This window comes from Actinoplanes campanulatus, from assembly GCF_014647795.1.
GTDB lineage: Bacteria > Actinomycetota > Actinomycetes > Mycobacteriales > Micromonosporaceae > Actinoplanes > Actinoplanes campanulatus.
This window is the reverse complement of record NZ_BMPW01000020.1, coordinates 73,692-95,283: the sequence shown is the minus strand read 5'-3', so window position 1 is coordinate 95,283 and position 21,592 is coordinate 73,692. Positions and strand designations below refer to the sequence as shown.

36 protein-coding genes are annotated in these 21,592 nt (G+C 68.1%); 22 read left to right on the top strand and 14 right to left on the bottom strand.

The features are described 5' to 3' along the window. Positions 1-138: 138 nt before the first annotated feature. The 4 genes from IEZ13_RS32960 to IEZ13_RS32945 all read left to right on the top strand — a co-directional run bounded on the left by IEZ13_RS32960 (position 139) and on the right by IEZ13_RS32945 (position 4,082). Positions 139-2,193, top strand: a complete 2,055-nt coding sequence (locus tag IEZ13_RS32960) for a DEAD/DEAH box helicase family protein (protein WP_183225163.1) — start codon at positions 139-141, stop codon at positions 2,191-2,193. Then, positions 2,190-2,840 carry a hypothetical protein gene (locus IEZ13_RS32955; RefSeq protein ID WP_183225164.1) on the top strand — a complete coding sequence of 217 codons (651 nt, stop codon included), beginning with the start codon at positions 2,190-2,192 and terminating at the stop codon, positions 2,838-2,840. Before IEZ13_RS32960 ends, IEZ13_RS32955 begins: the two co-directional genes overlap by 4 nt. Beyond that, positions 2,837-3,076, top strand: coding sequence for a hypothetical protein (locus IEZ13_RS32950; protein ID WP_183225165.1), 240 nt, complete (start codon positions 2,837-2,839; stop codon positions 3,074-3,076). Before IEZ13_RS32955 ends, IEZ13_RS32950 begins: the two co-directional genes overlap by 4 nt. Positions 3,077-3,239: 163 nt before the next feature. Then, positions 3,240-4,082 (top strand): hypothetical protein, encoded by an 843-nt coding sequence (locus IEZ13_RS32945; RefSeq protein WP_183225166.1) that lies wholly within the window; start codon positions 3,240-3,242, stop codon positions 4,080-4,082. A 1-nt stretch (position 4,083) separates the two neighbouring features. Here IEZ13_RS32945 and IEZ13_RS32940 read toward each other — a convergent pair whose 3' ends face one another. The 11 genes from IEZ13_RS32940 to IEZ13_RS32890 all read right to left on the bottom strand — a co-directional run bounded on the left by IEZ13_RS32940 (position 4,084) and on the right by IEZ13_RS32890 (position 8,478). Continuing rightward, complete coding sequence (locus IEZ13_RS32940) at positions 4,084-4,404, bottom strand: hypothetical protein (protein ID WP_183225167.1); 321 nt, start codon at positions 4,402-4,404, stop codon at positions 4,084-4,086. 291 nt (positions 4,405-4,695) lie between these two features. After that, positions 4,696-4,941 (bottom strand): hypothetical protein, encoded by a 246-nt coding sequence (locus IEZ13_RS32935; protein WP_183225168.1) that lies wholly within the window; start codon positions 4,939-4,941, stop codon positions 4,696-4,698. Continuing rightward, positions 4,941-5,174, bottom strand: coding sequence for a hypothetical protein (locus IEZ13_RS32930; RefSeq protein WP_183225169.1), 234 nt, complete (start codon positions 5,172-5,174; stop codon positions 4,941-4,943). The genes IEZ13_RS32935 and IEZ13_RS32930 overlap by 1 nt, the downstream gene beginning before the upstream one ends. Next, positions 5,174-5,359 (bottom strand): hypothetical protein, encoded by a 186-nt coding sequence (locus tag IEZ13_RS32925; protein ID WP_183225170.1) that lies wholly within the window; start codon positions 5,357-5,359, stop codon positions 5,174-5,176. Before IEZ13_RS32925 ends, IEZ13_RS32930 begins: the two co-directional genes overlap by 1 nt. 50 nt (positions 5,360-5,409) lie before the next feature. After that, the gene (locus IEZ13_RS32920) at positions 5,410-5,712 is read right to left on the bottom strand and encodes a hypothetical protein (protein ID WP_183225171.1); all 303 of its coding nucleotides are present in this window, start codon (positions 5,710-5,712) and stop codon (positions 5,410-5,412) included. Further along, entirely contained in the window at positions 5,709-5,879 is a 171-nt protein-coding gene (locus IEZ13_RS32915) for a hypothetical protein (protein WP_183225172.1), read from the bottom strand. Before IEZ13_RS32915 ends, IEZ13_RS32920 begins: the two co-directional genes overlap by 4 nt. Beyond that, positions 5,876-6,265: a hypothetical protein gene (locus IEZ13_RS32910; protein WP_183225173.1), complete on the bottom strand. Its 390-nt coding sequence runs from the start codon at positions 6,263-6,265 to the stop codon at positions 5,876-5,878. The genes IEZ13_RS32915 and IEZ13_RS32910 overlap by 4 nt, the downstream gene beginning before the upstream one ends. Next, positions 6,262-6,537 (bottom strand): hypothetical protein, encoded by a 276-nt coding sequence (locus IEZ13_RS32905; RefSeq protein WP_183225174.1) that lies wholly within the window; start codon positions 6,535-6,537, stop codon positions 6,262-6,264. The genes IEZ13_RS32910 and IEZ13_RS32905 overlap by 4 nt, the downstream gene beginning before the upstream one ends. Next, a complete protein-coding gene (locus tag IEZ13_RS32900) occupies positions 6,534-7,220 on the bottom strand; it encodes a hypothetical protein (RefSeq protein WP_183225175.1) in 687 nt (228 codons plus the stop codon). Before IEZ13_RS32900 ends, IEZ13_RS32905 begins: the two co-directional genes overlap by 4 nt. Positions 7,221-7,323: 103 nt before the next feature. Next, on the bottom strand, positions 7,324-7,617 hold the full coding sequence (locus IEZ13_RS32895) for a hypothetical protein (protein WP_183225176.1): 294 nt from the start codon (positions 7,615-7,617) through the stop codon (positions 7,324-7,326). A 135-nt stretch (positions 7,618-7,752) separates the two neighbouring features. Next, positions 7,753-8,478, bottom strand: coding sequence for a GntR family transcriptional regulator (locus IEZ13_RS32890; RefSeq protein WP_183225177.1), 726 nt, complete (start codon positions 8,476-8,478; stop codon positions 7,753-7,755). 145 nt (positions 8,479-8,623) lie between these two features. Between IEZ13_RS32890 and IEZ13_RS32885 the strand changes: the two genes are divergently transcribed. The 16 genes from IEZ13_RS32885 (at position 8,624) to IEZ13_RS32810 (ending at position 15,286) form a co-directional block, all read left to right on the top strand. Further along, complete coding sequence (locus tag IEZ13_RS32885) at positions 8,624-8,878, top strand: helix-turn-helix transcriptional regulator (protein ID WP_183225178.1); 255 nt, start codon at positions 8,624-8,626, stop codon at positions 8,876-8,878. Between the two features lie 124 nt (positions 8,879-9,002). Beyond that, complete coding sequence (locus IEZ13_RS32880; RefSeq protein WP_183225179.1) at positions 9,003-10,106, top strand: hypothetical protein; 1,104 nt, start codon at positions 9,003-9,005, stop codon at positions 10,104-10,106. 14 nt (positions 10,107-10,120) lie between these two features. Further along, complete coding sequence (locus IEZ13_RS32875) at positions 10,121-10,402, top strand: hypothetical protein (protein WP_183225180.1); 282 nt, start codon at positions 10,121-10,123, stop codon at positions 10,400-10,402. Then, positions 10,399-10,575 carry a hypothetical protein gene (locus tag IEZ13_RS32870; protein WP_183225181.1) on the top strand — a complete coding sequence of 59 codons (177 nt, stop codon included), beginning with the start codon at positions 10,399-10,401 and terminating at the stop codon, positions 10,573-10,575. The genes IEZ13_RS32875 and IEZ13_RS32870 overlap by 4 nt, the downstream gene beginning before the upstream one ends. 29 nt (positions 10,576-10,604) lie before the next feature. Continuing rightward, the gene (locus IEZ13_RS32865; protein WP_183225182.1) at positions 10,605-10,880 is read left to right on the top strand and encodes a hypothetical protein; all 276 of its coding nucleotides are present in this window, start codon (positions 10,605-10,607) and stop codon (positions 10,878-10,880) included. 13 nt (positions 10,881-10,893) lie between these two features. After that, entirely contained in the window at positions 10,894-11,229 is a 336-nt protein-coding gene (locus tag IEZ13_RS32860; RefSeq protein ID WP_183225183.1) for a hypothetical protein, read from the top strand. Next, positions 11,229-11,585: a hypothetical protein gene (locus IEZ13_RS32855; protein WP_183225184.1), complete on the top strand. Its 357-nt coding sequence runs from the start codon at positions 11,229-11,231 to the stop codon at positions 11,583-11,585. Before IEZ13_RS32860 ends, IEZ13_RS32855 begins: the two co-directional genes overlap by 1 nt. 2 nt (positions 11,586-11,587) lie before the next feature. Next, positions 11,588-11,920 (top strand): hypothetical protein, encoded by a 333-nt coding sequence (locus tag IEZ13_RS32850; protein WP_183225185.1) that lies wholly within the window; start codon positions 11,588-11,590, stop codon positions 11,918-11,920. A gap of 17 nt (positions 11,921-11,937) precedes the next feature. Then, positions 11,938-12,342, top strand: a complete 405-nt coding sequence (locus IEZ13_RS32845) for a hypothetical protein (protein ID WP_183225186.1) — start codon at positions 11,938-11,940, stop codon at positions 12,340-12,342. Positions 12,343-12,370: 28 nt separating this feature from the next. Beyond that, positions 12,371-12,571, top strand: a complete 201-nt coding sequence (locus IEZ13_RS32840; RefSeq protein WP_183225187.1) for a hypothetical protein — start codon at positions 12,371-12,373, stop codon at positions 12,569-12,571. A gap of 15 nt (positions 12,572-12,586) precedes the next feature. Further along, positions 12,587-12,985, top strand: a complete 399-nt coding sequence (locus tag IEZ13_RS32835; protein WP_183225188.1) for a hypothetical protein — start codon at positions 12,587-12,589, stop codon at positions 12,983-12,985. Beyond that, complete coding sequence (locus tag IEZ13_RS32830; RefSeq protein ID WP_183225189.1) at positions 12,982-13,374, top strand: hypothetical protein; 393 nt, start codon at positions 12,982-12,984, stop codon at positions 13,372-13,374. Before IEZ13_RS32835 ends, IEZ13_RS32830 begins: the two co-directional genes overlap by 4 nt. Further along, the gene (locus IEZ13_RS32825) at positions 13,371-13,628 is read left to right on the top strand and encodes a hypothetical protein (RefSeq protein WP_183225190.1); all 258 of its coding nucleotides are present in this window, start codon (positions 13,371-13,373) and stop codon (positions 13,626-13,628) included. Before IEZ13_RS32830 ends, IEZ13_RS32825 begins: the two co-directional genes overlap by 4 nt. 274 nt (positions 13,629-13,902) lie before the next feature. Further along, on the top strand, positions 13,903-14,484 hold the full coding sequence (locus tag IEZ13_RS32820) for a hypothetical protein (protein WP_183225191.1): 582 nt from the start codon (positions 13,903-13,905) through the stop codon (positions 14,482-14,484). A 72-nt stretch (positions 14,485-14,556) separates the two neighbouring features. Then, positions 14,557-14,970: a GntR family transcriptional regulator gene (locus IEZ13_RS32815; RefSeq protein ID WP_183225192.1), complete on the top strand. Its 414-nt coding sequence runs from the start codon at positions 14,557-14,559 to the stop codon at positions 14,968-14,970. Positions 14,971-15,004: 34 nt separating this feature from the next. Beyond that, entirely contained in the window at positions 15,005-15,286 is a 282-nt protein-coding gene (locus IEZ13_RS32810; protein ID WP_183225193.1) for an SDR family oxidoreductase, read from the top strand. Here IEZ13_RS32810 and IEZ13_RS32805 read toward each other — a convergent pair whose 3' ends face one another. Beyond that, positions 15,287-16,531, bottom strand: a complete 1,245-nt coding sequence (locus IEZ13_RS32805; RefSeq protein ID WP_183225194.1) for a serine/threonine-protein kinase — start codon at positions 16,529-16,531, stop codon at positions 15,287-15,289. A 135-nt stretch (positions 16,532-16,666) separates the two neighbouring features. On the opposite strand from IEZ13_RS32805, the gene IEZ13_RS32800 reads away from it, so the two are divergent. Then, positions 16,667-17,542 carry a UbiA prenyltransferase family protein gene (locus IEZ13_RS32800; protein ID WP_183225195.1) on the top strand — a complete coding sequence of 292 codons (876 nt, stop codon included), beginning with the start codon at positions 16,667-16,669 and terminating at the stop codon, positions 17,540-17,542. Between the two features lie 131 nt (positions 17,543-17,673). On the opposite strand, the gene IEZ13_RS32795 is transcribed toward IEZ13_RS32800, so the two are convergent. After that, positions 17,674-18,672, bottom strand: a complete 999-nt coding sequence (locus tag IEZ13_RS32795) for a GNAT family N-acetyltransferase (RefSeq protein WP_183225196.1) — start codon at positions 18,670-18,672, stop codon at positions 17,674-17,676. Between the two features lie 256 nt (positions 18,673-18,928). Further along, on the bottom strand, positions 18,929-19,765 hold the full coding sequence (locus IEZ13_RS32790) for a DUF418 domain-containing protein (protein ID WP_203834022.1): 837 nt from the start codon (positions 19,763-19,765) through the stop codon (positions 18,929-18,931). Between the two features lie 382 nt (positions 19,766-20,147). Between IEZ13_RS32790 and rox the strand changes: the two genes are divergently transcribed. Continuing rightward, positions 20,148-21,572 carry a rifampin monooxygenase gene (gene rox / locus IEZ13_RS32785; RefSeq protein ID WP_183225197.1) on the top strand — a complete coding sequence of 475 codons (1,425 nt, stop codon included), beginning with the start codon at positions 20,148-20,150 and terminating at the stop codon, positions 21,570-21,572. Positions 21,573-21,592 lie beyond the last annotated feature (20 nt).

Genomic DNA, 21,592 nt, shown 5'->3' with positions numbered 1-21,592 from the left:
CCTGTGCTGTTACGGCACGGGGCCTTTTCCGCTGCTCAGCAGCGAATGTGACGCCGAATATAACGCACATCGGGTCCGTCAGCGCCAACAGGAAGCGATCTAGCTTCGCCTCATGGAAACGATCACCCCGAGCGCCGTTTGAGCAGCGACCGCGACCCACGTCGACGCTTCAGTAACCGGCAACGCAACCTGCTCTACATCTCCTCCGACGGCACCTGCGAAGAATGCGGCAACCCGCTGCCGCCCGGATGGCATGCCGACCACAAAAAGGCCCACACCCACGGCGGGGCCACCGAACTCGTCAACGGCCAAGCGCTCTGCGCTGGCTGCAACCTGCGCAAAGGAGCCCAGCCCATGGCCTACGCCGACACATTCAAACCCCGCCCGTTCCAAGGCGAGGTCGTCAAAAGCGTCCTCGACGGTTTCTCCTCTGACCGGAAAACCACCGTCGTCCTCGCCAGCCCCGGCTCCGGCAAAACCCTCACCTACCAGGCCGTCGCCACCTACCTGTACCGGGAAGGCCTCATCGACTACGCCGCCGTGTTCGTACCCCGCCTCGTTCTTGCCCGCCAGTGCGAAGTGTCATGGCTGCACCGCCTCGACCAGCCCGAACCGAACGGCAACATCTTCGGCGGCGACCATCGGCTGTTCGACTCCCGAAGCCGTCTGTCTGCGTTCCGGCACGTCCCGAACCGGCTGCCGCTTATCCCGCCGGGTGAACGCGGCGTCGGCATGGTCACCACCTATTCGGCGTTGGTGAAGTCTCCCGACATCTACATCGACCATTGGGCCGCCAAGAACAAAGGCCGGTTCCTGCTGGTCGCCGACGAAGCCCAGTTCTGTGGAACGTCCGGCGACGACGACGAGACCGGTGGAACCGCGGCCGGCCGGTGGATGCGGGAGATGCACGAGTACGCCGCCCACACGCTGCTGCTGACCGGAACGCCGTACCGTTCCGACGGCCAGCCGCTGATCCTCGCCGACTACGAACCGGAGGACGAGGAAGGGAAACGCAAACTCGTTCACCATGCCGAGGCCGGCTATGCCACGGGCATCGCGGAGGGCTATCTGCGGCGCTTCGAAGCGACGATGATCGACGCCCGGGTGCGGTACAAGTACGTCGACAACACCGTCAACGAGTACGACCTGTCTCTCAGTGGCGCAGACCTGCGGGAAGTCATGTGTAAGCCCGACGTGTGGAAGCCGATCGCGGACGAGGTTGTTGCCGCGGTGCGGGAGAAGCAGCGCTTGCACCGCTCGTATCGCGGTCTGATCTCGTGCATGCAGCAGAGCGAGGCCAAGGCGGTGGAGGCGTACCTGCGTCGCCAGTACCCAGACCTCAAGGTGATGATCTCCGTTTCCGGTGATGGCGAGGAGGCCGAACGGTCGCTGCGCAACTTCAAGTCCCAGGCCGCCGACGTGCTGGTCACGGTCCGTAAGGCGTTCATCGGCTATGACTGCCCCGAGATCACGGTGGTGGGGGTGCTCACCAACTACCGCGACTGGGGGCACTTGTCGCAGTTGGTGGGCCGAGGGTTGCGCATGTGGAAGGGCGCCGAACGGCGGGGCCAGTCGTGTCGTGTGATCTGCCCCGACGACCCTGAGATGACGAGGTTCATCGAGTTCATGCGTGGCGAGTCGGAGCAGGGGCTGCGGGAGCGTGCGCGCCGTGAGGCCGACGCGGACCGGGAAGCGGGCGCAAGCCGCACCCGAGAGGACGAACTCGGCTGGGTCGAGTCGGCGCACGCTACCCAGGTCAGGGCTGTCGGTAACGATTCGGAGGTGGACGCCGATGAGTTGATGCTGATTCGGGCGATCAAGCACGACATCGACTCGGTGGAGGACGTGACGAAGCTGAAGGAGTTCGCCGAGAAGTTGGGGCTGCGACTGTCGGAGATGGCCGCCACACGCGCCGATGTTCCTGAACAGGCTCTGCCGGTGTCGACGGCGGCACCACTGACCGAGCAGGAGCAGATCAAGGCAATCAACCGGGAGACCAGTAAGGCCATCACGTCGTATCTGGCGCGGCGGGGCATGGACCCGAAGCACCCGCAGTTCCGGGCGAACGTGAAGCGGGTGACGGCGTCCGTGAACGCGGCGGCGGGCTGCTATGCCGATGACGTGTGGACCGTTGAGCAGGCGTTGAAGAGGTTGAACACGGCCCGCTCGCTGCCTGAGGAGGCGATCGTGTGACCGGTATGCGTGAGGTGTCGATGCCTGAACTGACCGATGAGCAGCGCCGGGTGCACCGGGCAGGGGAGGCGCTGCATCGCGATGGAGCGTCGCCGGCCGGGGCGCTGGATCTCCTTGCGGCGATTGTCGAAGACCGCACGTGGGAGCGGATGTGTGACGCGAAGGGGGTGTCGTTCGCGGGCCGGTTCCGGGACTTCGTTGAAGCGCGAAAGCCGTTTGGTCTGGGCTTCGATCCGGACCAGCTGCCGAAGGTCCTTGGCCTGCGTCATCCCCACGAGGCGGTTCCAAAGGTTGCCTACCGCATAGCTGCAATGCGAGATCAGGTGAAGACGTTGCTCCTGTCGGAGATTCCCATTGCCTCGTCCAGGGGAGGAGATCGACGCTCTGACTACCTTCAAAACAGTGCCACTGTTTTGAAACGAGAAACAGCTGATCACATTCTTTCCAGACTCAAGTCATCCGCTCCTGAGATGGCCGCTCGCGTAATCTCGGGCGAATTGACCGCCAATGCCGCCGCGCATCAGTTGGGTTGGCGTCGCCCACGCATCGTCGTGTCTTCCCCTGAGCGGGTGGCTGAGGCGCTGCGCCGCACCATGGATCCGGACGACATCAAGCGGTTGGCCGCAATTCTCGGTGGTGATGAGTGACTGTGCACCGCGGCACCAGTCGCCGATACGCCTTGAATCGCCTTGAGCGCGACGCGCCGGAGTTGTATCAGCAGGTGGTGCAAAAGAAGATGACAGCGCATGCTGCCATGGTTCAGGCCGGCTTCCGCCCACCAACATTTACGGTCCGTGCGGACTCGGCGGAACAGGTGGCTGAGACCTTGAAGCGGCGCCTTCCGCCGGAGATGGTGGCCGAGCTGGCGGCGAAGCTGGCCTGAGCGCAGTAGGCCCTGGGTTTCGGTCCGGGGCTCTCTGCTGCCCATTCCATGATCATGCGCTACAGTCACGTCTAGAACATCCGTTCGAGTCGGCCCGCGAACCGGCTGGTCAACGACGTGTCGCCTCTTCCCCGGCGGCCAGCACTGGCACGGGGAGCACAGCATGGCGCCATGGAACGGCGGTCTCATCGGCGACGTAGACGACGTCCACGCCGCTCTCGCACGCGTCAACCAGCAGGCCCAGACTCGCGGCACCACCGCCCTGCTGACCCAGCCGGTCACCACCGGCGACGACATCACCCCCGCCACCACCCAACTGCTGCCGTGCGATCCGCAGATCCTGCCGCTGCTGCCGTGGACCGGCCTGCGCCGCGGCACCACGATCGCGGCGGTCGGTTCGACCAGCCTGCTCATCACCCTGCTCGCCGCCGCCATGCGCGACACCGGCAGTTGGGCTGCGGTTGTCGGGAAACCCGAGTTCGGGTGCCTCGCCGCCGCAGAGGCCGGCGTGCCCCTCGACCGGCTCGCCCTCGTGCCGGAGCCCGGCCCGGACTGGCCGACCATCGTCGCCTCCCTGCTCGACGGCATCGACCTGGTCGCCGTTCAACCTCCGCCCGGCACCAGCGACACGGTCATGAAGGCTCTGTCGGCGCGGGCCCGACAGAAAGGCGCCGTCCTCATCCCCACTCGCGCTTGGACGGGCGCCGAAGTCGTCCTCGAGGTGACCGGCCGCCGCTGGCACGGACTCCGTGACGGCGGCGGCCGCCTCCGCGACAGCCAGATCGACGTGCGGGCGGCCGGGCGCGGTAGGGCTGTCCGGCCGAAAACGGCCACCCTTGCTGTCGGTGACACCCGCCCGCCGATCCAGATTCCGGCGTCGCCCGTCGATGCCGGGCCGCCGCCAGCGGCGGGCAACGCCCTGTGGGAGCGTGTGGAACCGTTACCGCCGCCTGCCGACCTGTGGGCGGGCATGCGTGTCCCCGTCACGGGCCGGCGGCTGAGTTAGGTCAGCCCTGGAGCGGCCATCGTGCAGGGCGGGGCCGACGCATGCGGGGGTCGGTGGTCATGTCGGCGAGCCGGATGGTGAGGGCGTCTCGTAGGTTGTCGCAGGTGCGGCAGATCGGCTCGTCGCAGTCGGTGTGGTGGTCGTCGGCGATCCGGACCAGCAGCGCGGTGAGGTTGCCGTTCAAATAGCCTTCGGCGTAGCCGGGTTTGCCGTGGATGCGGTTGCGGAGTTCGGCGACGGTGGTGTCGGTGACGCCGTAGCGTGCGGCGGATTCGGTGACGGCAGTGACTGCCATCTGGATGACCTCGGCTGATGTCGGCATCGTTGCCTCCTGTAGCGTCAGGTGATCGTGGTGGGACGGAACGTTACGCCCGCGTAAGGGGTGCCTCCATGGGCCTTTCTGACCGCGATCGATCATTCTGGGTGATGTGGTGTGGCCGGTCGGAGGATCCCGTCGGGTAACAACGCCGTTCCGGGGATTACCGCCACCCGATCGAACCGCCGATCGGGGCCGTTCGGGCAGCAGAAACCCGCCGTGTGCCTACGCGTCACGGCGGGCTGGGTGGCTCGATGCTGGTGTGGTCCGCCCCGTTCCCCGTGCCGGGGCGGGCACCTACGCTGTCGCGCTGCGGATCTGGTCGAGGCTGATCCAGCCTTCCCGCAGCAGCCAGCCGATCACGAAGTCGTTCTCCGGCTCCATCCCGGCACCGATCTTGCAGGTGACCGGATAGCCGGGACACGCGCACTGGTCCTCGTGGATCCCGGCCCGGTACTCGACGGCCATCCGCTCGACCAGGGCGTCGATGTCGGCGGCGGCATGCTCCAGGTCGAACGTGTCCCTCAGCGGCAGGTAGCCCATCAGACGTTCTCCTCGCCGTTCTTACCCTCGATCCAGGCAAGAACGGCGTCGGGCGTCTTGCCCCACGCGGTACAACCGCACGAGCACACCCGGTCCAGTCCGGGCACGCTGCCGTAGTGCCGCCACACGGGGTGCCCGCAGCGCTGGTTGGTACAGGTGACCGAGTCGTCCTCGGCGGCGTAGTGCTGCTCCCACAGGTCCAGGCTGGGATCGTCTGAGCGGTCGACGCGCATCAGGGAATCTCCTCGTCGATGCTCATCCCCCACAGTTGGCCGCGGTGCCAGCCGCCGGGCTGGAAGTTGTCGGGATGGTCGGCGATCTCCCACGGTGGGCCGCCGGCGAGGCGGTCGCGTTCTTCCATGGCGGCGACTTCGGCGAGGGTTTCGTCGGAGATGAGCAGCTGCGGGTTGTCGTTCATGCGGGTTCTCCTCGGGTGGGGCCGGGCGACCGGAGCCGCCCGGCAGGCGGTCAGTTGGCGGCGATGGAGCGAATGCGGTCGAGTACGGCTTGCCCGTCGGCGGCCAACTGTTCCGGGGTCGGGTCCGGTGCGGGGTATTCCAGGTCTGCATGTGCGGCATCCTCTCCGAACATGGGGGCACACGGCTGACACGGTTCCGGCCGGTAGTTGGTGTCCTTGCTGCGGTCACGGTGCATGGCGCGCTCCTTCGGGTCGCGAATCAGTGTGTGCGTGCGTGGTCGCGGCCGATCGCCGTCGATGGTGAGGATGTCGGCGCCGAGCCGGCGGATCGCGTAGTCGCGGGTGGCGGTCACAGCGTCTCCTCGGCGGGTTCGGCGTAGTACTCGGTCAGGTCGTTGTCGTCGAGCAGGTTCGCGAGCTCGGCGGCGGCGTCTTCGGCTTCACGCTGGGTGGGGTAGGTGCCGTGGCGGGTGACCCCGTCCAGGCCGGTGCCGACTACCTGCCACAAGGCGGCGCTCATGCCGCCGTCCCCGCAGCCTCGACCACGGCGGCCTTCTCCCGAATCGCCGCCACCAACTCCACGTAGAACCGCGAAGCACCGAGCGCCTCCAAATCGACTTGGGTGGGCTGGTCGGCACGCCGCGGGTAGTCCACCGACACGGCCCTGCCGATGATGTCGGTGCCGAGCGGTGTCGGGCCTTGCGCGGAAACCGCCACGTACAGGCTGCTCGGCAGCACCAGCACGAACCAGGAGCCGGCGTTCGCGGTGTAGGCCACGTCGCGGTCGTTGCCCCTGCCGCGGTAGAACTCGGCGACGATCGGCAGGTGCGGGTATTCGGCCATGACGGTGCGGACCTGCTGCTCGGCGATGGCGTGTTCGAGGTGCTCGGTCGGCTTGTCGGTCATGGCGTGTCCTTGGTGTTGTCGGGGCGGGGCAGGATTCGATAGCGCTGGCCGGGCTGCACGGGGAGCAGTACGTAGCCCTCGGTCCAGGCGTCCCGCGCTTCTGGGTCGTCGAGAACGGTGCCCTCGTAGGGGGTGAACCGGTCGATGCGGAAGCAGCGGCCGAGGAGGACCAGAACGTCTCCGGTTTGGACTTCGTCGCCGGAGACGATCCAGGCGTTGTGCTGCCGCTCGTAGGTGGTGAGCTGATCGGCGGGAGGGTTCTTCCAGATCACGCCGCCACCGGCCCTTGGTCGGCAGCGCTCAGGCCACGCTCGTTGAGCCGGAGGCTGGCGATGATGCGGGTGCCGGGCCGGTAGGTGGGGGTGCCGCCGACACGCTCGTAGATGCCACGCAACACGGTCCACGACTGGCCGGGGCGGGTGGTGACGACGCCGTTGCGGTGGTGGCAGATCAGGTCGAGCATCGCGGGGGTGAGCGGCTTGACGTGCACGTTAGTGCGGGTGGGCCGGATCCGGCGCTCGGGGTGCAGGGCGGCGTTCTTCGCGTTGGTGCGGGCACCGGTCCAGCCGCCCGTGCGCTTGCTGTCGGCCATGATGTCGGCGACCGCGGCCTGGTCGGCGGCGAGCTCGGCGCGCATGGTGGCGGTGGCCTGGTCGAGGACGGCGTTGATGTCGGCTGCCAGCTCGGCGTCCGCTCCCCCGGCGGCCTGCGCGGCGGCGATGAGGCAAGCCACCTGGGCTTCGATCTGCCAGATCGGGGTGCGGGCGAGGGCGGCGTCGCGGATGGTCCGGTACCAGGCGATCGCCTCGGCGCGTTGGGCGTGCGGGTAGGTGGCGGACAGCGCGGACTGGCGGGTGGGGCCGGCGAACACCTGGATGCTGATGCCCTGGTGGTCGGTCCAGGTGGTGATGATGAGTGCCCCGAACTGCTGGCCGGTCTGGTCGGTAACCTGCATGTGGATCGGCTCCCTGGTGGTTCAGGTGGTCGGTCGGGTGGGGCTGTTGGCGCAGCCCTGCTCTGGCCCCGTTCTCCGTTGGCGCGGAGGCGGGGCCGTTCTGCTAGGCGGCGGCGTACGCCCGGAACATCGCGGTGAGCACGTCGAACGCGGTCGGCCGGTAGGTGGCGCAACGGATCGCGGTGTGGCGGGCGTGCTTGCTGGTGGCGATGTCGAAGCTGCTGAGGACCGAGGCGAGGTATTCGGTGCCGTCGGTGAAGGTGATGAGCCGCTCGGCCCACGGCGTCGGCTTGGTGATGGTGGCGACCTGCCGGAACGGGGCGCCGCCGAGGGCGAACTGGCTGCGGATGACCATGCCGGGCTTGAGCTGGCGGGTGGTGGCGGTCTTGAGGCGCATCGCGGCGGGCTCCGTTCGTGGTCTGGGATGGAGAAAGCCCCGCCGGATTCCGCCGATACGGAGAACCCGGCGGGGCTTGTCGCACCCACCACTTTGCCAGACTGTCACGTAAGAGGCAATAGTCTTACGTGACAGTCAGCCTTTCGCGGCCTTCTTCCGCAGCACCGTCTCGTGCGTGACCTGATACAACTCCGCGTTCAGGATCGCCCGACCCGCCTCCACCGCCCGTCGGCCCGCCCACGTCGTCCTGGTCACCTCCAGCACCGGAACCTCCTGCCGAACCGCGAGCAACTCCGCCTCCGCCGGCGACGGAAGCCGGGCGACAATCTCCTCGACGAACCGGTCCACCCGAGCCCCCCGCTCCGCCAGCCGCTCGTACACGCCGCCCTCCCCCACGTCATGCAGGAGGATGTCGGTACCGAACGCCAGGTCGGCCGGATAGTAGGTCCACTCCAGATGCCCCGGCGCGCCGCGGAAGTCGACGCGAGCATGCCGCTCCACCACCTGCTCATCGGCGGCGACGCCGAGGATCTCCTGCACGGGCGGCGGCGGCAGCACCTTCGCCACACGCAGCACCGTGGCAATCCGGTCAGGGTCGGTGCCGCGCTGGACGGCGTCAGCCCAGTTGTCGGTGACGTTCACCTTCGGCGGTGGCGCTTTGACGAAGTTCCCGCGGCCGTGCTGCGACTCGATGAGGCCCTCCGACCGCAGCTTGCCGATCGCCCGGCCCGCAGCGCCGGCGCCGACGCCGTGCAGTTGCTGCAGTTCGGCCAGCGACGGGAGCCTGTCTCCGGGTTTCAACTGTTCGGCGTGGATGCGCTCGCGGTACAGCGCGGCCAGCCCATCGGCGGTCATGGTCATATCGGCTCCTGGCTGCGAATCTGTAGCACCGTATCAGTCTGACGTGACACCGTCGCATACCGAAGCCCATAGGGCGGATCTTCACGTTCGAGTACTGTTACGTGTGAGTCTTGACTGTCACGCAAGTGTCAGTGAGGATGGGTCCATGACTTCTCCGAGCCCACTGCAGGTCCTCATGGCCCGCCGCATGCTCGCCACCTGCAACCCGCGACAGATCCGTGAAGACGCCGATCTCACTCAGGCAGAGATGGCTGTACTCGTCGGTGTCAGCGCCTCCGCCATGAGCCGCCTCGAAGCCGGCAACCGCAAACCCTGGTCGAAGACCGCTGTCCGTTGGGCCGGCATCCTCGCCCAACTCCAGGCCCAAGGTGCCATCTACGACCGGGCCATCGCCGCCTGAAACGACGAACGCCGGGGTTTGCAGACCCCGGCGCCGACACCCTCGAAAGGCGCAACCTCGTGGCCCCAGAGTACGACGCCCCGGCGTCGTCGAGCACCGTCACGCCCGCCCCGGCGGCGCGCTGATGGGTTACAAGCTGCGCCGAGAAGTGCGCGACTTGCTCTGGGCCGGAGCTCTCACCGCCTCCGAACGGGTTCTGCTTCTTGAGCTCGCCGACAACGCCAACGACGACACCCGCGTGGCATACCCCGGCATGGGCTGGATCCTCGCCGCATGCGACATTCCGAGCAAGAAGCGCGCTGGGGAGCATCTGGCATCGATCGCCGCGAAGTGGTTCGAGATCCGCGTCGAGGTCGGCAAGGACAAGAACGGCAACGCGCTGTACGCCATGCCGAAGATTCAGACGCGGTACCGGTTCCCGACTCGGGATGAGTTGGTGGCCCGGCACGGCGAACGGAAGGTCCCCAAAATTCAGGGACTTGACGCCTGCAAAGTCCCTGAAAATCAGGGGCCTAAGGTCCCTGAAAATCAGGGTGCTGACGGCCCGAAGGCCCCTGATTTTCAGGGACCCTTCTCCTCAAAGAACTTCTCTCCTCAAAGTTCTAACTCCTCACCTCCCCCTACCCCCTCGTTGTTCGGCACCGACCACGTCGTGATCGACGCCGAAATCGTGGAGGAGGCGGAGGAGATTGATGCTTCGCCAGAAACCCAACTTCAAAACCTCACCGACCAGATCCGGGCCATCCGCCCCAACTGGAACCCAGCCGAGATCCGCCGGCACCTCGACGCAGCACTCCGTCTCGTCGATGAGAACTTCGAAGCCCTCACCACGCTCGCCGTGAACACCGCCAAGGACCGCAGCACCGCACAACCATCCCGGCTGACCGCATCCGGAAACCCCCATCTTCAAAGGGTCGGCCTGGCGTTGCTCGTTGCCCGCGCCGACGCCATGCCCGACACCGGTCCGATCAAGCCGCTGCATCCCAACGCGCACGTCTTCCAGCCGAAGACGGACGGCTCCAAGGTGTGCGGCTGGAACGAGTGCGAACTACCTGAGGCCAACGACCGGCACCGGGTCGGTAACCGCGACGGCGGCTATGTCGGCCAGACCCGGTCAAGCCACACCGATGGCCTCGACGAATACGGCAACGGCTTCCGTAAAGGCGGCACCCGCCATCACCTGACCGATTCGCGGGCACCGAACCGCGACTACAGCGAACCGCTCTGACGAAAGGACCCGCGATGACCACCGAGATCCCCGACATCCTCCGCCACGAGCGCATCTTCTGGCAGGGCGTCGACTCCACCACGCCGCCCGGGTGCACCCTGATCACCGCCGAAGTCCTTGGCCTTGCCACCACCTACGTCCTCCGTGACGGCAACGTCCTCGGCCGCATCGAAACCCACGGCAGCGGGCAGGCCGGCTACGTCGGTGACCGCCTCAAGGGCGGCTACTACCGCGGCGCCGGCGATGCCACCACGCTCGCCCAGCGCATCGTCGACCACCGGGAGCCCAGTTCATGAGCGAGTTCATCACCGAGGAGCAGTTCCTCAACCTGGTCGCCGACCGGCTCGCCACCCAACCCAACATCGAATTCGACGGCCAAACCGACCAGATCACCGGCAACCTCGCCGACATCGCCGTCATCGTGCTGGACGTGCACTCCGAGCACGGGCCCGTTCTGTTCGGTGACTGACTCTCGATGCGATCTTGAAAGGACCCGCCATGACCCTGCCCGCGATCGGCGCTACCGCCACCATGACCACCAGCCACGGCACCGTCCGCATCCGCATCACCGACCCGAACCCGGACCCGCAGCGCCAGCCCACCCATGTCCTCGGAGACATCATCGGCGGCACTGACCAGCGGTTTCGCTACTCCGAACCCGTCCTGCTGCCCCTCAACCGGATCATCATCGACCCCACCGAAGTCGAGATTTGGGCGGCTGCCGCCGAAGACTCCGCCGACGTGGCCGCCTGCCACGGTGAGCTCTACCGCTGAAAGGGAACCAGCCATGACCGACATCCCACCCGCCTGCCCCACCTGCTCCGACGTGGGCTTCGTCGACGACCTGGCCGGTGAGACCGGCACGGCGAACTGCTACGACTGCAACCCACTGCCCGAACACAAGGACGCCGTCTACATCGAGATCGACAGCATCCTCACCCCCACCAAGGCCGCGAACCCCGGAATCAGCAACGGGGAGATCGCCGAACACCTGCCCGAGCATCTACGGCAGCCATTCTGGGCGCGAGCCGTCGAGAACTACCTGACAACAGCGCTCGCCGGCATGCCGCCCACCGACGTGACCACCGTCGCCACCATCCTCGACAGCCCGGACGCCAACTGATGGCCCTCCGCGAGCACACCTGCTGGTCGCTGCACTGCGACCGCTGCGACACCGACTACTGGGACGACGGAATCCCCCACTTCGACAGCCGACAAGAAGCCCTCGACTACGTCAAGGACTCATGGCTGATCGTCGGCGACACCATGCTGTGCACTCACTGCGCCGACAAGGCCGGATGCGAAAGCCTCGGCCACCAGGTCGGCGACTGGACCGACAACACCCACGCGACCGGGATCACCTACCGGCATCGGGCCTGCCACTGCCGCGCCCGCTCGGAGTGGGACCCGCCGTCCGAACACGTCCTCACGCTGATCGACGCGGCCCGTGTGGTTAACGACGCCGACACGAAGGAGTAGCTGTGACTGCTTCGAACCGCGACGTCCACGCCCGCCTGGCGCGGGTCAAGGACCACCTGCAACGTCACGGGTTCGCGCTCACCGCCGACCAACTCGACCAGATGGCCGGCGGCGCCAGCCCGAACCTGTTCAAGTCGACCGAGCCCCGGTGCGACCCGGACCAGCGCTGCGAGGCCACCACCACCGTCGACATGCCCCACGGTGTCGACGAGCCGTACCAGGTCGACTGCGTCCTCGAGGACGCCCACGACCCACACGCCGACCCGGACGACTACGCGCACACCGATGGTGACGGCACCTGGTGGAACACCGACGGCGACATCGAATACCGCTGACCCGAAAGGACCCCACTATGGGATCGACGCCCCGCGCGCACCTCGCCTACGGCTATGACCTCGGCAGCCCGGATGACTTCAAGGCCGCTGAACGCACCGAGGACGGCAGCCCGAACCTGCCCGGACTGGCGCCCTACCCCTCAGTTTGGTCCTTCCTCGAACACGTCGACAGGCAATTCCCGGCCGCTGGGGTCGTAGCGCGCACCTCCGGATCCGAAGGCAGCTACGGCCTGGTGCTCATCGTTGATGACTCGCAACGCTCAGTCGACTGGGACGAAGTTATGACGCTCGACCTCAACGAGATGGACGGACGACCTTCAGTTGCCGACTGGAACACGGACCTTGCCGAGGCTCTGACCGCGCTCGGCGTCACCCCGTTCCAGGAAGGCCCGTGCTGGCTGGTCTTTCCGTCCTACGGCTGACCCAACATCAACCGCTAAAGGACCAGCCATGACCGCAACCACCAACCTCACCGAGATCCGCTGTGACGGGCCGCCTGGACTCCAGGCATGCCCCGACTGGGCAGCCGACAGCAGCACACACGGGGCCGAATCGCTGCGGGCGCGTCTCGCCGAAGAGGGCTGGGAAGCCATCCACACCGGGGATCTGATCCTCGATCGCTGCTCGCGCTGCGGCAACGGAACCGCCTGACCGAAAGGACCCGCCATGACCGACGCCCCACACCACACGCTCACCGTCACCCGCGATCCGGACCCCGAGTTCGGGCCCACCGCCGACATCACCTGCCACGGCGTCACCGACAACTGCGCCGAATGGACCGAATGCAAGATCGCCGAATGCCCCGGCAACACCGGCCAAGACGACACGCTCTACGACGTCAGCCCCTACGCTCACGGCCAGGAACACCGCCGCTTCGACGAACAGGCCGCCGACGACTACTGGGCGGTCCGGACCGGGCATTGCTGGGCCGAAAACCACGGCGACGCGGAAGCTGAGGAGTTTGCTGAGAAGCAGCAGCTTGGCGCCGGCGAGTACGCGGTCGCTGTCGTCGTCGACGACACCAGCATGACGATCACGTTCGTCGACGAGACGGCCGCCGCATGAACGCCACGATCACGCCCTACCGGCTGTGGGAGATCGAGCACCCCCACTACTGCGAGACATCCCGCTGGTGCGAGCACCAAGGCAACCCGCGATTCACCTCCTGGGCCGACTTCACCGACAGCGCCTTCTACGACGGTGACCGCGACCAGAACCTGCTCATCCGCTGGGACTGGGACACCCACGACGACTACAACAACCCCGACAGCGGCGAGCAGGTCCACGACCTGCTGCTGTTCTTCGTCCTCCAACGCAAACCGATCTTCACCGCAGCCAAGGTCCGCGTGCAGCCCGCTGGTGCACCACCTGGTGCGGCTACCCCAAGCAACTCGCCCGCCTCGGCCGGCTGCTCGAACTCGACCTGCCGTCGGCGTTCGGGGACCGGCCTGTGAGCAAGACGTGGGGCGACCTCAAGCTCGAAGCCGCACTCACCGTCCTCGACGAAGACCGACCGCTCGTCTGGGTCGACGACGAAGAAGCCGCCGCAGCCAGACGGCTGTCCCCGGCGATCGCGCGGGCCGAACGCCTCGGCCGGGCACTGCTGGTCACGCCCGCATCCGATCGTGGGCTACAGCCCGAACACCTGGACCGCATCGAAGCGTTCTTGAAGGAACCTGCCACAGACGCTGACCGAAATTTAGGCTAGCCTTCACTCGGCCCGGCGCGCCGGGCACCACGGCACAGTCCTGCGATCATCCCCCGGCCCAGGCATCGCAGCGTCCGAATATGTACATGAGTGCGGGTGACGTATCGACCGCAACCAACGAACGGGCGCGATCTTCGAGCCGCATGGATCGACACACCACAACTGTCCAGATGCGATCAGCCCACACCGGCACACAGCCCGTAACCCTCTGATAGATCATCGGTTACATACGTCAAAGAGTGAGTGAATCGATCCAAGGGGAGGCACTCACAACATGTACGAATTCGGGGAAACCACCAGCGATCTCCACGACCTCGGCATCCCCCACCCCACCGAGACCACCCACCAACTCCCCCACAGCGAACGCGAACAACAACTCCGCCGCAACGGCGCCCTCTACCGGCGAACCGGCATCACCCTCATCACCGCCGACGCCCTCGCCATCCTCACCCTCATGGCACTCCCCGAAAACGCCATCTGGAACAACCCCACCCACCGGCAACTCATCCTCCTCGCCGTCCTATTGACAGGCTTCACCGCCACCGCCCTACTCACCGTCGGGCTACTCGAACGCCAAGGACGGCAAACCCGCACCCTCATCCGCCGTGCCATGGCCCGCGCCGACACCAACGCCGACCTCGGTGACGCCAACCGGGCCGCCATTGACGCCAACCGGGCCGCCATCATGGAGAACACCAAACTCGTTGCCGAAGCCATCATCACCCTCACCGGCATTGAGAAGCGGCTCCATGCGCTCGAAACCGCCGTCGAAGCGGTTCCGGGCTACGCGGACGGGCTTGCCCGAGGCGCCAGGGTGGCGGCCAGCGTTCTCGGCATCGACCCCAAGGAAGACTAGTCGCAAGACACGTCCGGACATCCGGACATCCGGGCGGGCGGACTAGATCAACGCGGGCCATATGGTCACCGAGTGATCAGCCCGCAGCCCGGCGCCACCATCTACGAGCAACTCGCCGCCCGGCTACGCGCAGACATCCTCGCCGCCCGGCTCAAACCCGGCCAACGCCTGCCGTCGGAACTCACACTGCAGCAGGAGTACGGCATCAGCCGCGAATCCGCCCGCCGAGCCGTCGCCCTGTTACGCCAAGAAGGCCTCGTCGCCGTGCAGCGGGGCCATGGTGTAGTGGTGCGTGAACAACCCGAACGCCAAGACCTGATACCGGCCGCCGGCGCGACCGTGACCACGCGGATGCCGACCGCGGAGGAACGGGCCACCCACGACATCCCGGACGGTGTGCCCGTCTTCTGGGTGATCGACCCCGATGGCGGCTCGGCCATCTACCCGGGCGATAGGTGGCAACTCCGCTGGTCAGCAGGCAAATGATGTGCCTGTACGACTGCGGAACCCTGAATCCCTGATGTCACGCACAGCTAAGGCGGGTCTTCACGGCTTCAACCGATCGGCGGCCTTCTCGCTGGGCCGCTCCGGCGACATCCTGACGAATGTGGTGTCACCCGGCCTCACCCGGACCCGCAACAACACGCACATCACCGACACGCTGCCAGAGGCCTACCTGGACACCATCCCATTGGTCAGGCTGCTGACGGCCGAAGAGATCGCCGCCCCGGTGGTGTTCCTCGCCTCGACGGCCAACACCGGCATCACCGGCCAGGTCATCACCGTGGATGGTGGCGTCTGATCACATCGCCGGCGGGTCGAGTTCAGCGAGGACGGCCCGGTAAGCGGACTCGTTAAGCTTCCCGGCCCGGCGTAGTTCGTTGAGCCGTCGCCGCGCCTCGGAGTTGCCTCTCGTGGTCTTGCCACCGTTCTCCTTCTCGAGCTTTTTGATGAGGTCGCGGGCCGCCTTCTCGTCGAAGCCGGCAACCCCGGCCGGCGCGGTCTCCTCAGGCGCCGCCACACCGTCCGGTGTGGCGGCGGGCGGCGAGGTCGCGGCGGTGCTCGGTGGGCCGCTTCGCGCGGGTGCCGTCTGCGGGCCCGGACTACCGTCCCCGGTGGCCGCGATCATCGCGAGCACCCCGGCACCGACGACAGTGCCGAGCCCGGTGAGAAGTAGTCCACGACGGTCGCGCCCGGAGCGGCCGGGCACCTCCCGGTCAGCCATCTTCGGATCCGGGCTCAGCTTCTCCAGGGCGGCGCGCACGGTTGCCGGGTCCGACGGCCGGTCGGCGGGGTATTTCGCCAGCATGGACTGGAGCAGGAGGTCGAGTTCGTCCGGCACGGGACGGTGAGTGGAGGCGGGAACGGGGACGCGTTCGACGTGGTCCCAGGCGATCCGCATCGGGCTGTCGCCGGTGAAGGGCGGGTTTCCGGTCAGCATGGCGTACAGGACGCAGCCGAGCCCGTACAGGTCGGTGCGGACGTCGACCGCCCCGCCGACGACCTGTTCGGGCGCCATGTAGGTGCTCGTTCCGAGCATCTGCGCCGAACCGGTCAGTTCGCTTCGCGTGGCCCCGGCCGCGCGAGCGATGCCGAAGTCGCAGACCTTGGCCCGGCCGTCGTCGGTGATCAGAATGTTGGCCGGTTTGATGTCACGGTGCACGATGCCGGCCTCGGACGCAGCCTCGAGTGCGGCGCACACCTGGGCCGCGATCCCGACCGCGGCGGCGATGTCGAGAGGGCCGGTCGACAGTAGTGCCGCGAGGCTGCGCCCCGGCACCAGTTCCATCACCAGATAGGGGATGCCGCCGTCGACACCGACGTCGTGCAGCGCCACGATGTTCGGGTGCGCGAGTCCGGCCACCATCCGGGCTTCCCGCTCGAACCGGCCCGCGACGGTCGGGTCGTCCAGCACCCTTTCGTGCAGCACCTTGACCGCCACCTTGCGCCCGAGCCACCGGTCGGTTGCCTGCCAGACCGCGGCCATTCCCCCGCTTCCCAGCATCGACCGCAGTTCATACCGGTCGTTCAAGACGTATCGCACCATCGCGACACCTTGGCACAACTCTCTGCCACCCCGCACGCGTCGACCGGCGGCAATGCCCCGACTCGGTGAAAGCCCGATTCCTGTGAAGATGGACCTCTCAGGGCGGGCACAGCGGCGGGGGCCGAGGATGCGGGGATGGTTCGCCTGTCGGAACGATCCGCTGTCGTCCTGGTCGCCGTGTCCCGGCCGTGGTTCTGGCCGGTCTCCTGGGTGCCCGCCTATCTCGGCACAGTCCTGGCCGGGAACGCGTGGATGCCCGCTGACCCGCCACGCGCGGCGGTGGCGTTGCTGATCCTCGGGCCGCTGGTGTGGGGTGCGGTCCTGGCCCAGAACGACCTGTACGACCTGGACAGTGACCGGGCCAACCCGCGCAAGGCGGACGCGCCGCTGGTCACCGGCGTGGTCACCGCCGGGCGGTTGCGCTGGTGGTACCGAGGCTTCGTGGTGGCGGCGCTCGGGTTCGCGCTGATCGTCGGGCCGCTGTTCGTGATCGGTGTGGCGGCGGTGCTCGGGCTGGGATGGGCGTACAGCGTGCCGCCGCTGCGGCTGAAGACCCGGCCCGGCTGGGACGTGGCGGTCAACGCGCTCGTGGTGGGTGCCGTGGCGCCGGGTGCCGGCTGGGCGATCACCCGGGAGCCGTGGGCGTTCCCGTGGCAGTTCGCGCTGATCGGGGTGCTGTTCGCGGCCGCCTTCTACGTGCCGACGACGGTCACCGATCTGGCCGCCGACGCAACGGCCGGCTACAAGACGTTCGCGACTCGTTTCGGGGCGCGTACGGCATACCGGATCGGGGTGGTTCTCTGGATTCTCGCCATGGCCGTGGCGCTGATCTGCGCGAGTCTCGACGTGGTCGTGCCCCGGTCGACCCTGGTGCCGCAACTGATCGTCGCGCCGATGCTGGTGGCGGGTTATGCGGCGCTGACCCGGCGGCCGACGATTCCCCGCCTCGCGGCGTTGTCGGTGCTGTTCGCGGTGCCGACCACCGGATTCGCCATCGCCTATATCGGTTGATCGGGCTCCGGGCACCGGGCCCGCCGGTGGCGGCGGCCGAAGTCCGGAGGTCCCAGGGACGAACGACCCGGACACCGCAGGTCTCGGGACGAAAGGCCCACCTACGACAGGGAAGCGGAGAGCACCGCGGATCACGCCGGTGGCGAAGGCCGCACCAGCGCTTCCATGACGTGCATGCTCTCCACCGGCCGGAACCCGAATCGCCGGTTCGTGGCGATCATGGCGGCGTTCCCGTCGGCGGTCCACGAGTGCAGATGGCCCACGCCGGGGAAGCGCGCGGCCAGTTCGGCCAGGTTCGCCGCCTTCAGGGCCGCACCGAGGCGGCGGCCGCGGTCAGCGCGCAGCACGAACGTGTCGTCCTGCTGAGCGTGCTGGCCGTCGGAGTTGACGAAGATCCGCGTGTACCCCGCTGGAGTGCCGTCCGGGGCACGCAGCAGCGTGGTGACGATGCCCCAGCCGGCGGCGGCCAGCCGCTCGTCGCCGTGCAGCACGTCGGCCGCGGCGAAGGTGGCCGGCTCGTGGTCGCGGTCGCCGACCGGCACGTCCTGTTCCATCAGGGTGCGCATCGCCGCGAAGTCGGCCGCCGTCGCGGGCGGCACCGGGCCGGTCCAGGTGTACGGCCGGTATCCCGCCGGAGGCTCGGCTGGCACGACCGGGGCCGGTAGGCCGACCAGGTAGCGGCGCTCGGTGAGTTTGCTCTCGAAGCCGCGTGCCAGCGCGAACCGGCCACCGGCGTGCTCCGTGAGGGTGTCCGTCAGCGGCACGTTGACCTCGGTGGAGACGATGCGGCGTCCCCGCTCGCCGGCGAGCGTGATCGCCGTCTCGAACAGGGCGGCGCCGGCGCCGCGCCGCCGATGCCGTGGTGCCACGGCGAGTTCCACGTCGACGGTGTGCGAATTCGCCACCCTCGGCAGGTTCACGATGATCCCGCCGAGGCACTCGCCGCCGTCCCAGGCCCCGTAGGCCAGGCGTTCGAGGTGGGCGTTGCTCGCGGTGGTGCGCAGCGAGGTCAGCGTGGAGTCGGCGCCGGCCACGGTCGGATGGTCGCGGCCGGCAACGTTGCCGGCGTGAAACGCCGTGAACCACGGGCCGGTTTCGGGACCATGCGGGTCGAGCGCACGCAACTGCATCCGGCCACCCTCGGACCCGGCAGCCGTGCGGCGCAACCGAATTCGGGCCGCCAGCCGGAAGGCCGCCAGTCAAAGGGCCGCCAGTTGGAAGGCCGCCGACCGGAAGGCCACCAGCCCGAAGACACCAGCCCGAAGGCTGCCGACTGGAAGACTGCCGGTTGGAATGCCGCCGACCGGATGAAGGAGCCCCGGAAGGGCACGGCCACAACGGAGCAGACCCCGGCGCCGGACACCGCCGGCGCGGGCCCGATCGAGCCTAAGCGGTCGACGATCGGGCGTGGCGGCCCCAGGTCAACCGGCGCCACAGCCACTCGGCCGGCCCCTGGCGGAAGCGGCGCAGCCACAGCACCGACCAGATCCATTGGAGGGACAGGACGGCCACCGTGATGAGGACGACCGTCCCGGTGTTCCAGCGATCCGATCCGCCGGCGAGTCGCGCGACCGCCAGGACGAGCAGCGTGGCGGACAGGTAGTTGGTCAGCGCCATCCGGCCGAGCGGCGTGAACACCGTGGTGAGCGCACGCCGCAGCGGTGTCCGCATCAGCAGCAGGACGGCGCACACGTAGGCGCCGGCGGTCAGCAGCCCGGCCACCGGGTAGGCGATGCGGAACGCCCGGCCGTCCGGGTCCGATGCCGCGGCCTGCCACTGCACCACCGCGGCGGGGACGGCGCCGGCCACGAAGAGGGCGCCCAGGATGGCGGGACCACGTCCGTACCGGTCGATTCCCGCCGTCACGCCGTAGCGGGTGAGGGCCGACCCCAGGAGTAAGAGCCCGGGGATCAGTGAGTACCAGCCGCCGAGCAGCGTCACCGACACGACGATCAGAACCCCACTGGACACCGCGACCACCCGCCGGGGCAGCCACGTCGACGGCATCAGCACCGCCAGGCCCACCAGGGCGTAGGCGGTCAGCACATCGCCGCGCCACAGGACCATCAGGTGCAGCAGGCCGATCGCCAGAAGCACCGCCATCCGGCGGAGGAGAATCAGTCTCGGGTACGCCGTACGCGCTCGCGCCTTCTCCATGAGCAGCGCGAACCCGATCCCGAACAGGAGCGAGAAGATCGGGAAGAACCGCTGGTCGACCAGCATGTGCAGAACGGTGGAAGACGATCCGTCCGCCGGGCCGAGCGGGTCCCCCGGTGTGTCCGATCGGCTTCACGTTGGCGAGAAGGATGCCGCCGAGGGCGAATCCGCGGAGCACGTCCAGGGCGGCGATCCGTCCGTCCCCTGATGACGGGGCGATCGCGGCCGGCGAGTCTTGAGCCGTAGTCATGCCGCTCAGCCTTCGCTGTTCGGCACATCCGGCCCTCTACCTACGGTCCGGAATCGACGGCCGTGTCCTACGACTTCCGGCCGGCAAAAAGCCCGAAGCGAAAGCCTTCCACTTCCAACCTATATCGCACTGGGGGACTTGCGGCAAGACGGCGGAACGGGGCGAGAATCGCGGTCCACATCCAGAACGGGGCAGAGAATGATCGATGTGATCGTCGCCGGGGGCGGGCCGACCGGCATGATGCTGGCGGCCGAGCTTCGGCTGCACGGGGTGCACGTGGTCGTGCTGGAACGGGAGCCGGAGCCGCCGCCGTTCGTACGCTCGATGGGTCTGCACGTGCGCAGTATCGAGATCATGGATCAGCGCGGCCTGCTGGACCGTTTCCTCGCGCACGGGCGCAGACATCCGCTGGCGGGCTTCTTCGCCGGCATCGAGGCGCCCGCGCCGGAGCGCCTCGACACCGCGCACGGCTACGTGCTCGGCATCCCGCAGACCATCACCGACCGGCTGTTGGCCGAGCACGCCGCCGCGGTGGGCGCCGACATCCGCCGCGGCGCCGAGCTGACCGGCCTGAGCCAGGACGGCGACGGGGTGACCGTCGAGCTGGCGGACGGCGCCCGGCTGAGGGCTCGGTACCTGGCCGGATGCGACGGCGGCCGCAGCACCGTGCGCAGACTGCTCGGCATCGGCTTTCCCGGTGAGCCGGCGCGGGTGGAGACGCTGCTCGGCGAGGTCCGGGTGACCGCGTCGCCGGAGACGGTGGCGGAGGTGGTCGCCGAGGTTCGGCGTACCCAGAAGAGGTTCGGGCTGGGGCCTCTCGGTGACGGGGTGTACCGGGTGGTGGTCCCGGCCGCCGGGGTCGCCGAGGACCGCACCGCCCCGACCACTCTCGACGAGGTGCGGCAGCAGTTGCAGGAGGTGGCGGGCACCGATTTCGGGGTGCACTCGCCGCGCTGGCTGTCGCGGTTCGGTGACGCCACCCGGCTGGCCGAGCGGTACCGGGACGGCCGGGTGTTCCTGGCCGGCGACGCCGCGCACGTCCACCCGCCGACCGGTGGGCAGGGGCTGAACCTGGGCGTGCAGGACGCTTTCAATCTGGGCTGGAAGCTCGCCGCCACGGTGCGGGGCTGGGCTCCGGACGGCCTGCTCGACACCTATCAGAGTGAGCGGCACCCGGTCGCCGCCGACGTCCTGAACAACACCCGCGCGCAGATGGAGCTGATGTCGACCGAGCCGGGCCCGCAGGCGGTCCGGCGGCTGCTGGCCGAACTGATCGGCTTCGAGGAGGTGAACCGCCACCTGATCGAGAAGATCACCGCGCTGAACGTGCGCTACGACTTCGGCCCCGGCCACGACCTGCTGGGCCGCCGGCTGCGGGACGTGCGGTTGAAGCACGGCCGGCTGTACGAGCTGACCCGCGGCGGTCGTGGCCTGCTGCTGGACCAGACCGGCCGGCTGGACGTGACCGGCTGGACGGATCGTGTCGATCATGTGGTCGACGTGAGCGAGGAACTGGACGTGCCGGCCGTGCTGCTGCGGCCGGACGGGCACGTGGCGTGGGCCGGCGACGACCGGGCGGACCTGGCCGAGCACCTGTCCCGTTGGTTCGGTGCGGCGAATTGATACCGGACAGGTGATCCGTC

Bases quoted from the DNA above. Each gene is read 5' to 3' on its own strand.
- IEZ13_RS32915 (WP_183225172.1), bottom strand. From the start codon at position 5,879: ATGAGCGCCGCCTTGTGGCAGGTAGTCGGCACCGGCCTGGACGGGGTC.
- IEZ13_RS32800 (WP_183225195.1), top strand. From the start codon at position 16,667: ATGGTTCGCCTGTCGGAACGATCCGCTGTCGTCCTGGTCGCCGTGTCC.
- IEZ13_RS32805 (WP_183225194.1), bottom strand. From the start codon at position 16,531: ATGGTGCGATACGTCTTGAACGACCGGTATGAACTGCGGTCGATGCTG.
- IEZ13_RS32795 (WP_183225196.1), bottom strand. From the start codon at position 18,672: ATGCAGTTGCGTGCGCTCGACCCGCATGGTCCCGAAACCGGCCCGTGG.
- IEZ13_RS32855 (WP_183225184.1), top strand. From the start codon at position 11,229: ATGGCCCTCCGCGAGCACACCTGCTGGTCGCTGCACTGCGACCGCTGC.
- IEZ13_RS32945 (WP_183225166.1), top strand. From the start codon at position 3,240: ATGGCGCCATGGAACGGCGGTCTCATCGGCGACGTAGACGACGTCCAC.
- IEZ13_RS32880 (WP_183225179.1), top strand. From the start codon at position 9,003: ATGGGTTACAAGCTGCGCCGAGAAGTGCGCGACTTGCTCTGGGCCGGA.
- IEZ13_RS32820 (WP_183225191.1), top strand. From the start codon at position 13,903: ATGTACGAATTCGGGGAAACCACCAGCGATCTCCACGACCTCGGCATC.
- IEZ13_RS32830 (WP_183225189.1), top strand. From the start codon at position 12,982: ATGAACGCCACGATCACGCCCTACCGGCTGTGGGAGATCGAGCACCCC.
- IEZ13_RS32860 (WP_183225183.1), top strand. From the start codon at position 10,894: ATGACCGACATCCCACCCGCCTGCCCCACCTGCTCCGACGTGGGCTTC.
- IEZ13_RS32790 (WP_203834022.1), bottom strand. From the start codon at position 19,765: ATGCTGGTCGACCAGCGGTTCTTCCCGATCTTCTCGCTCCTGTTCGGG.
- IEZ13_RS32840 (WP_183225187.1), top strand. From the start codon at position 12,371: ATGACCGCAACCACCAACCTCACCGAGATCCGCTGTGACGGGCCGCCT.
- IEZ13_RS32865 (WP_183225182.1), top strand. From the start codon at position 10,605: ATGACCCTGCCCGCGATCGGCGCTACCGCCACCATGACCACCAGCCAC.
- IEZ13_RS32835 (WP_183225188.1), top strand. From the start codon at position 12,587: ATGACCGACGCCCCACACCACACGCTCACCGTCACCCGCGATCCGGAC.
- IEZ13_RS32930 (WP_183225169.1), bottom strand. From the start codon at position 5,174: ATGCGCGTCGACCGCTCAGACGATCCCAGCCTGGACCTGTGGGAGCAG.
- rox (WP_183225197.1), top strand. From the start codon at position 20,148: ATGATCGATGTGATCGTCGCCGGGGGCGGGCCGACCGGCATGATGCTG.
- IEZ13_RS32900 (WP_183225175.1), bottom strand. From the start codon at position 7,220: ATGCAGGTTACCGACCAGACCGGCCAGCAGTTCGGGGCACTCATCATC.
- IEZ13_RS32890 (WP_183225177.1), bottom strand. From the start codon at position 8,478: ATGACCATGACCGCCGATGGGCTGGCCGCGCTGTACCGCGAGCGCATC.
- IEZ13_RS32875 (WP_183225180.1), top strand. From the start codon at position 10,121: ATGACCACCGAGATCCCCGACATCCTCCGCCACGAGCGCATCTTCTGG.
- IEZ13_RS32935 (WP_183225168.1), bottom strand. From the start codon at position 4,941: ATGGGCTACCTGCCGCTGAGGGACACGTTCGACCTGGAGCATGCCGCC.
- IEZ13_RS32845 (WP_183225186.1), top strand. From the start codon at position 11,938: ATGGGATCGACGCCCCGCGCGCACCTCGCCTACGGCTATGACCTCGGC.
- IEZ13_RS32810 (WP_183225193.1), top strand. From the start codon at position 15,005: ATGTCACGCACAGCTAAGGCGGGTCTTCACGGCTTCAACCGATCGGCG.
- IEZ13_RS32925 (WP_183225170.1), bottom strand. From the start codon at position 5,359: ATGAACGACAACCCGCAGCTGCTCATCTCCGACGAAACCCTCGCCGAA.
- IEZ13_RS32910 (WP_183225173.1), bottom strand. From the start codon at position 6,265: ATGACCGACAAGCCGACCGAGCACCTCGAACACGCCATCGCCGAGCAG.
- IEZ13_RS32940 (WP_183225167.1), bottom strand. From the start codon at position 4,404: ATGCCGACATCAGCCGAGGTCATCCAGATGGCAGTCACTGCCGTCACC.
- IEZ13_RS32885 (WP_183225178.1), top strand. From the start codon at position 8,624: ATGACTTCTCCGAGCCCACTGCAGGTCCTCATGGCCCGCCGCATGCTC.
- IEZ13_RS32870 (WP_183225181.1), top strand. From the start codon at position 10,399: ATGAGCGAGTTCATCACCGAGGAGCAGTTCCTCAACCTGGTCGCCGAC.
- IEZ13_RS32895 (WP_183225176.1), bottom strand. From the start codon at position 7,617: ATGCGCCTCAAGACCGCCACCACCCGCCAGCTCAAGCCCGGCATGGTC.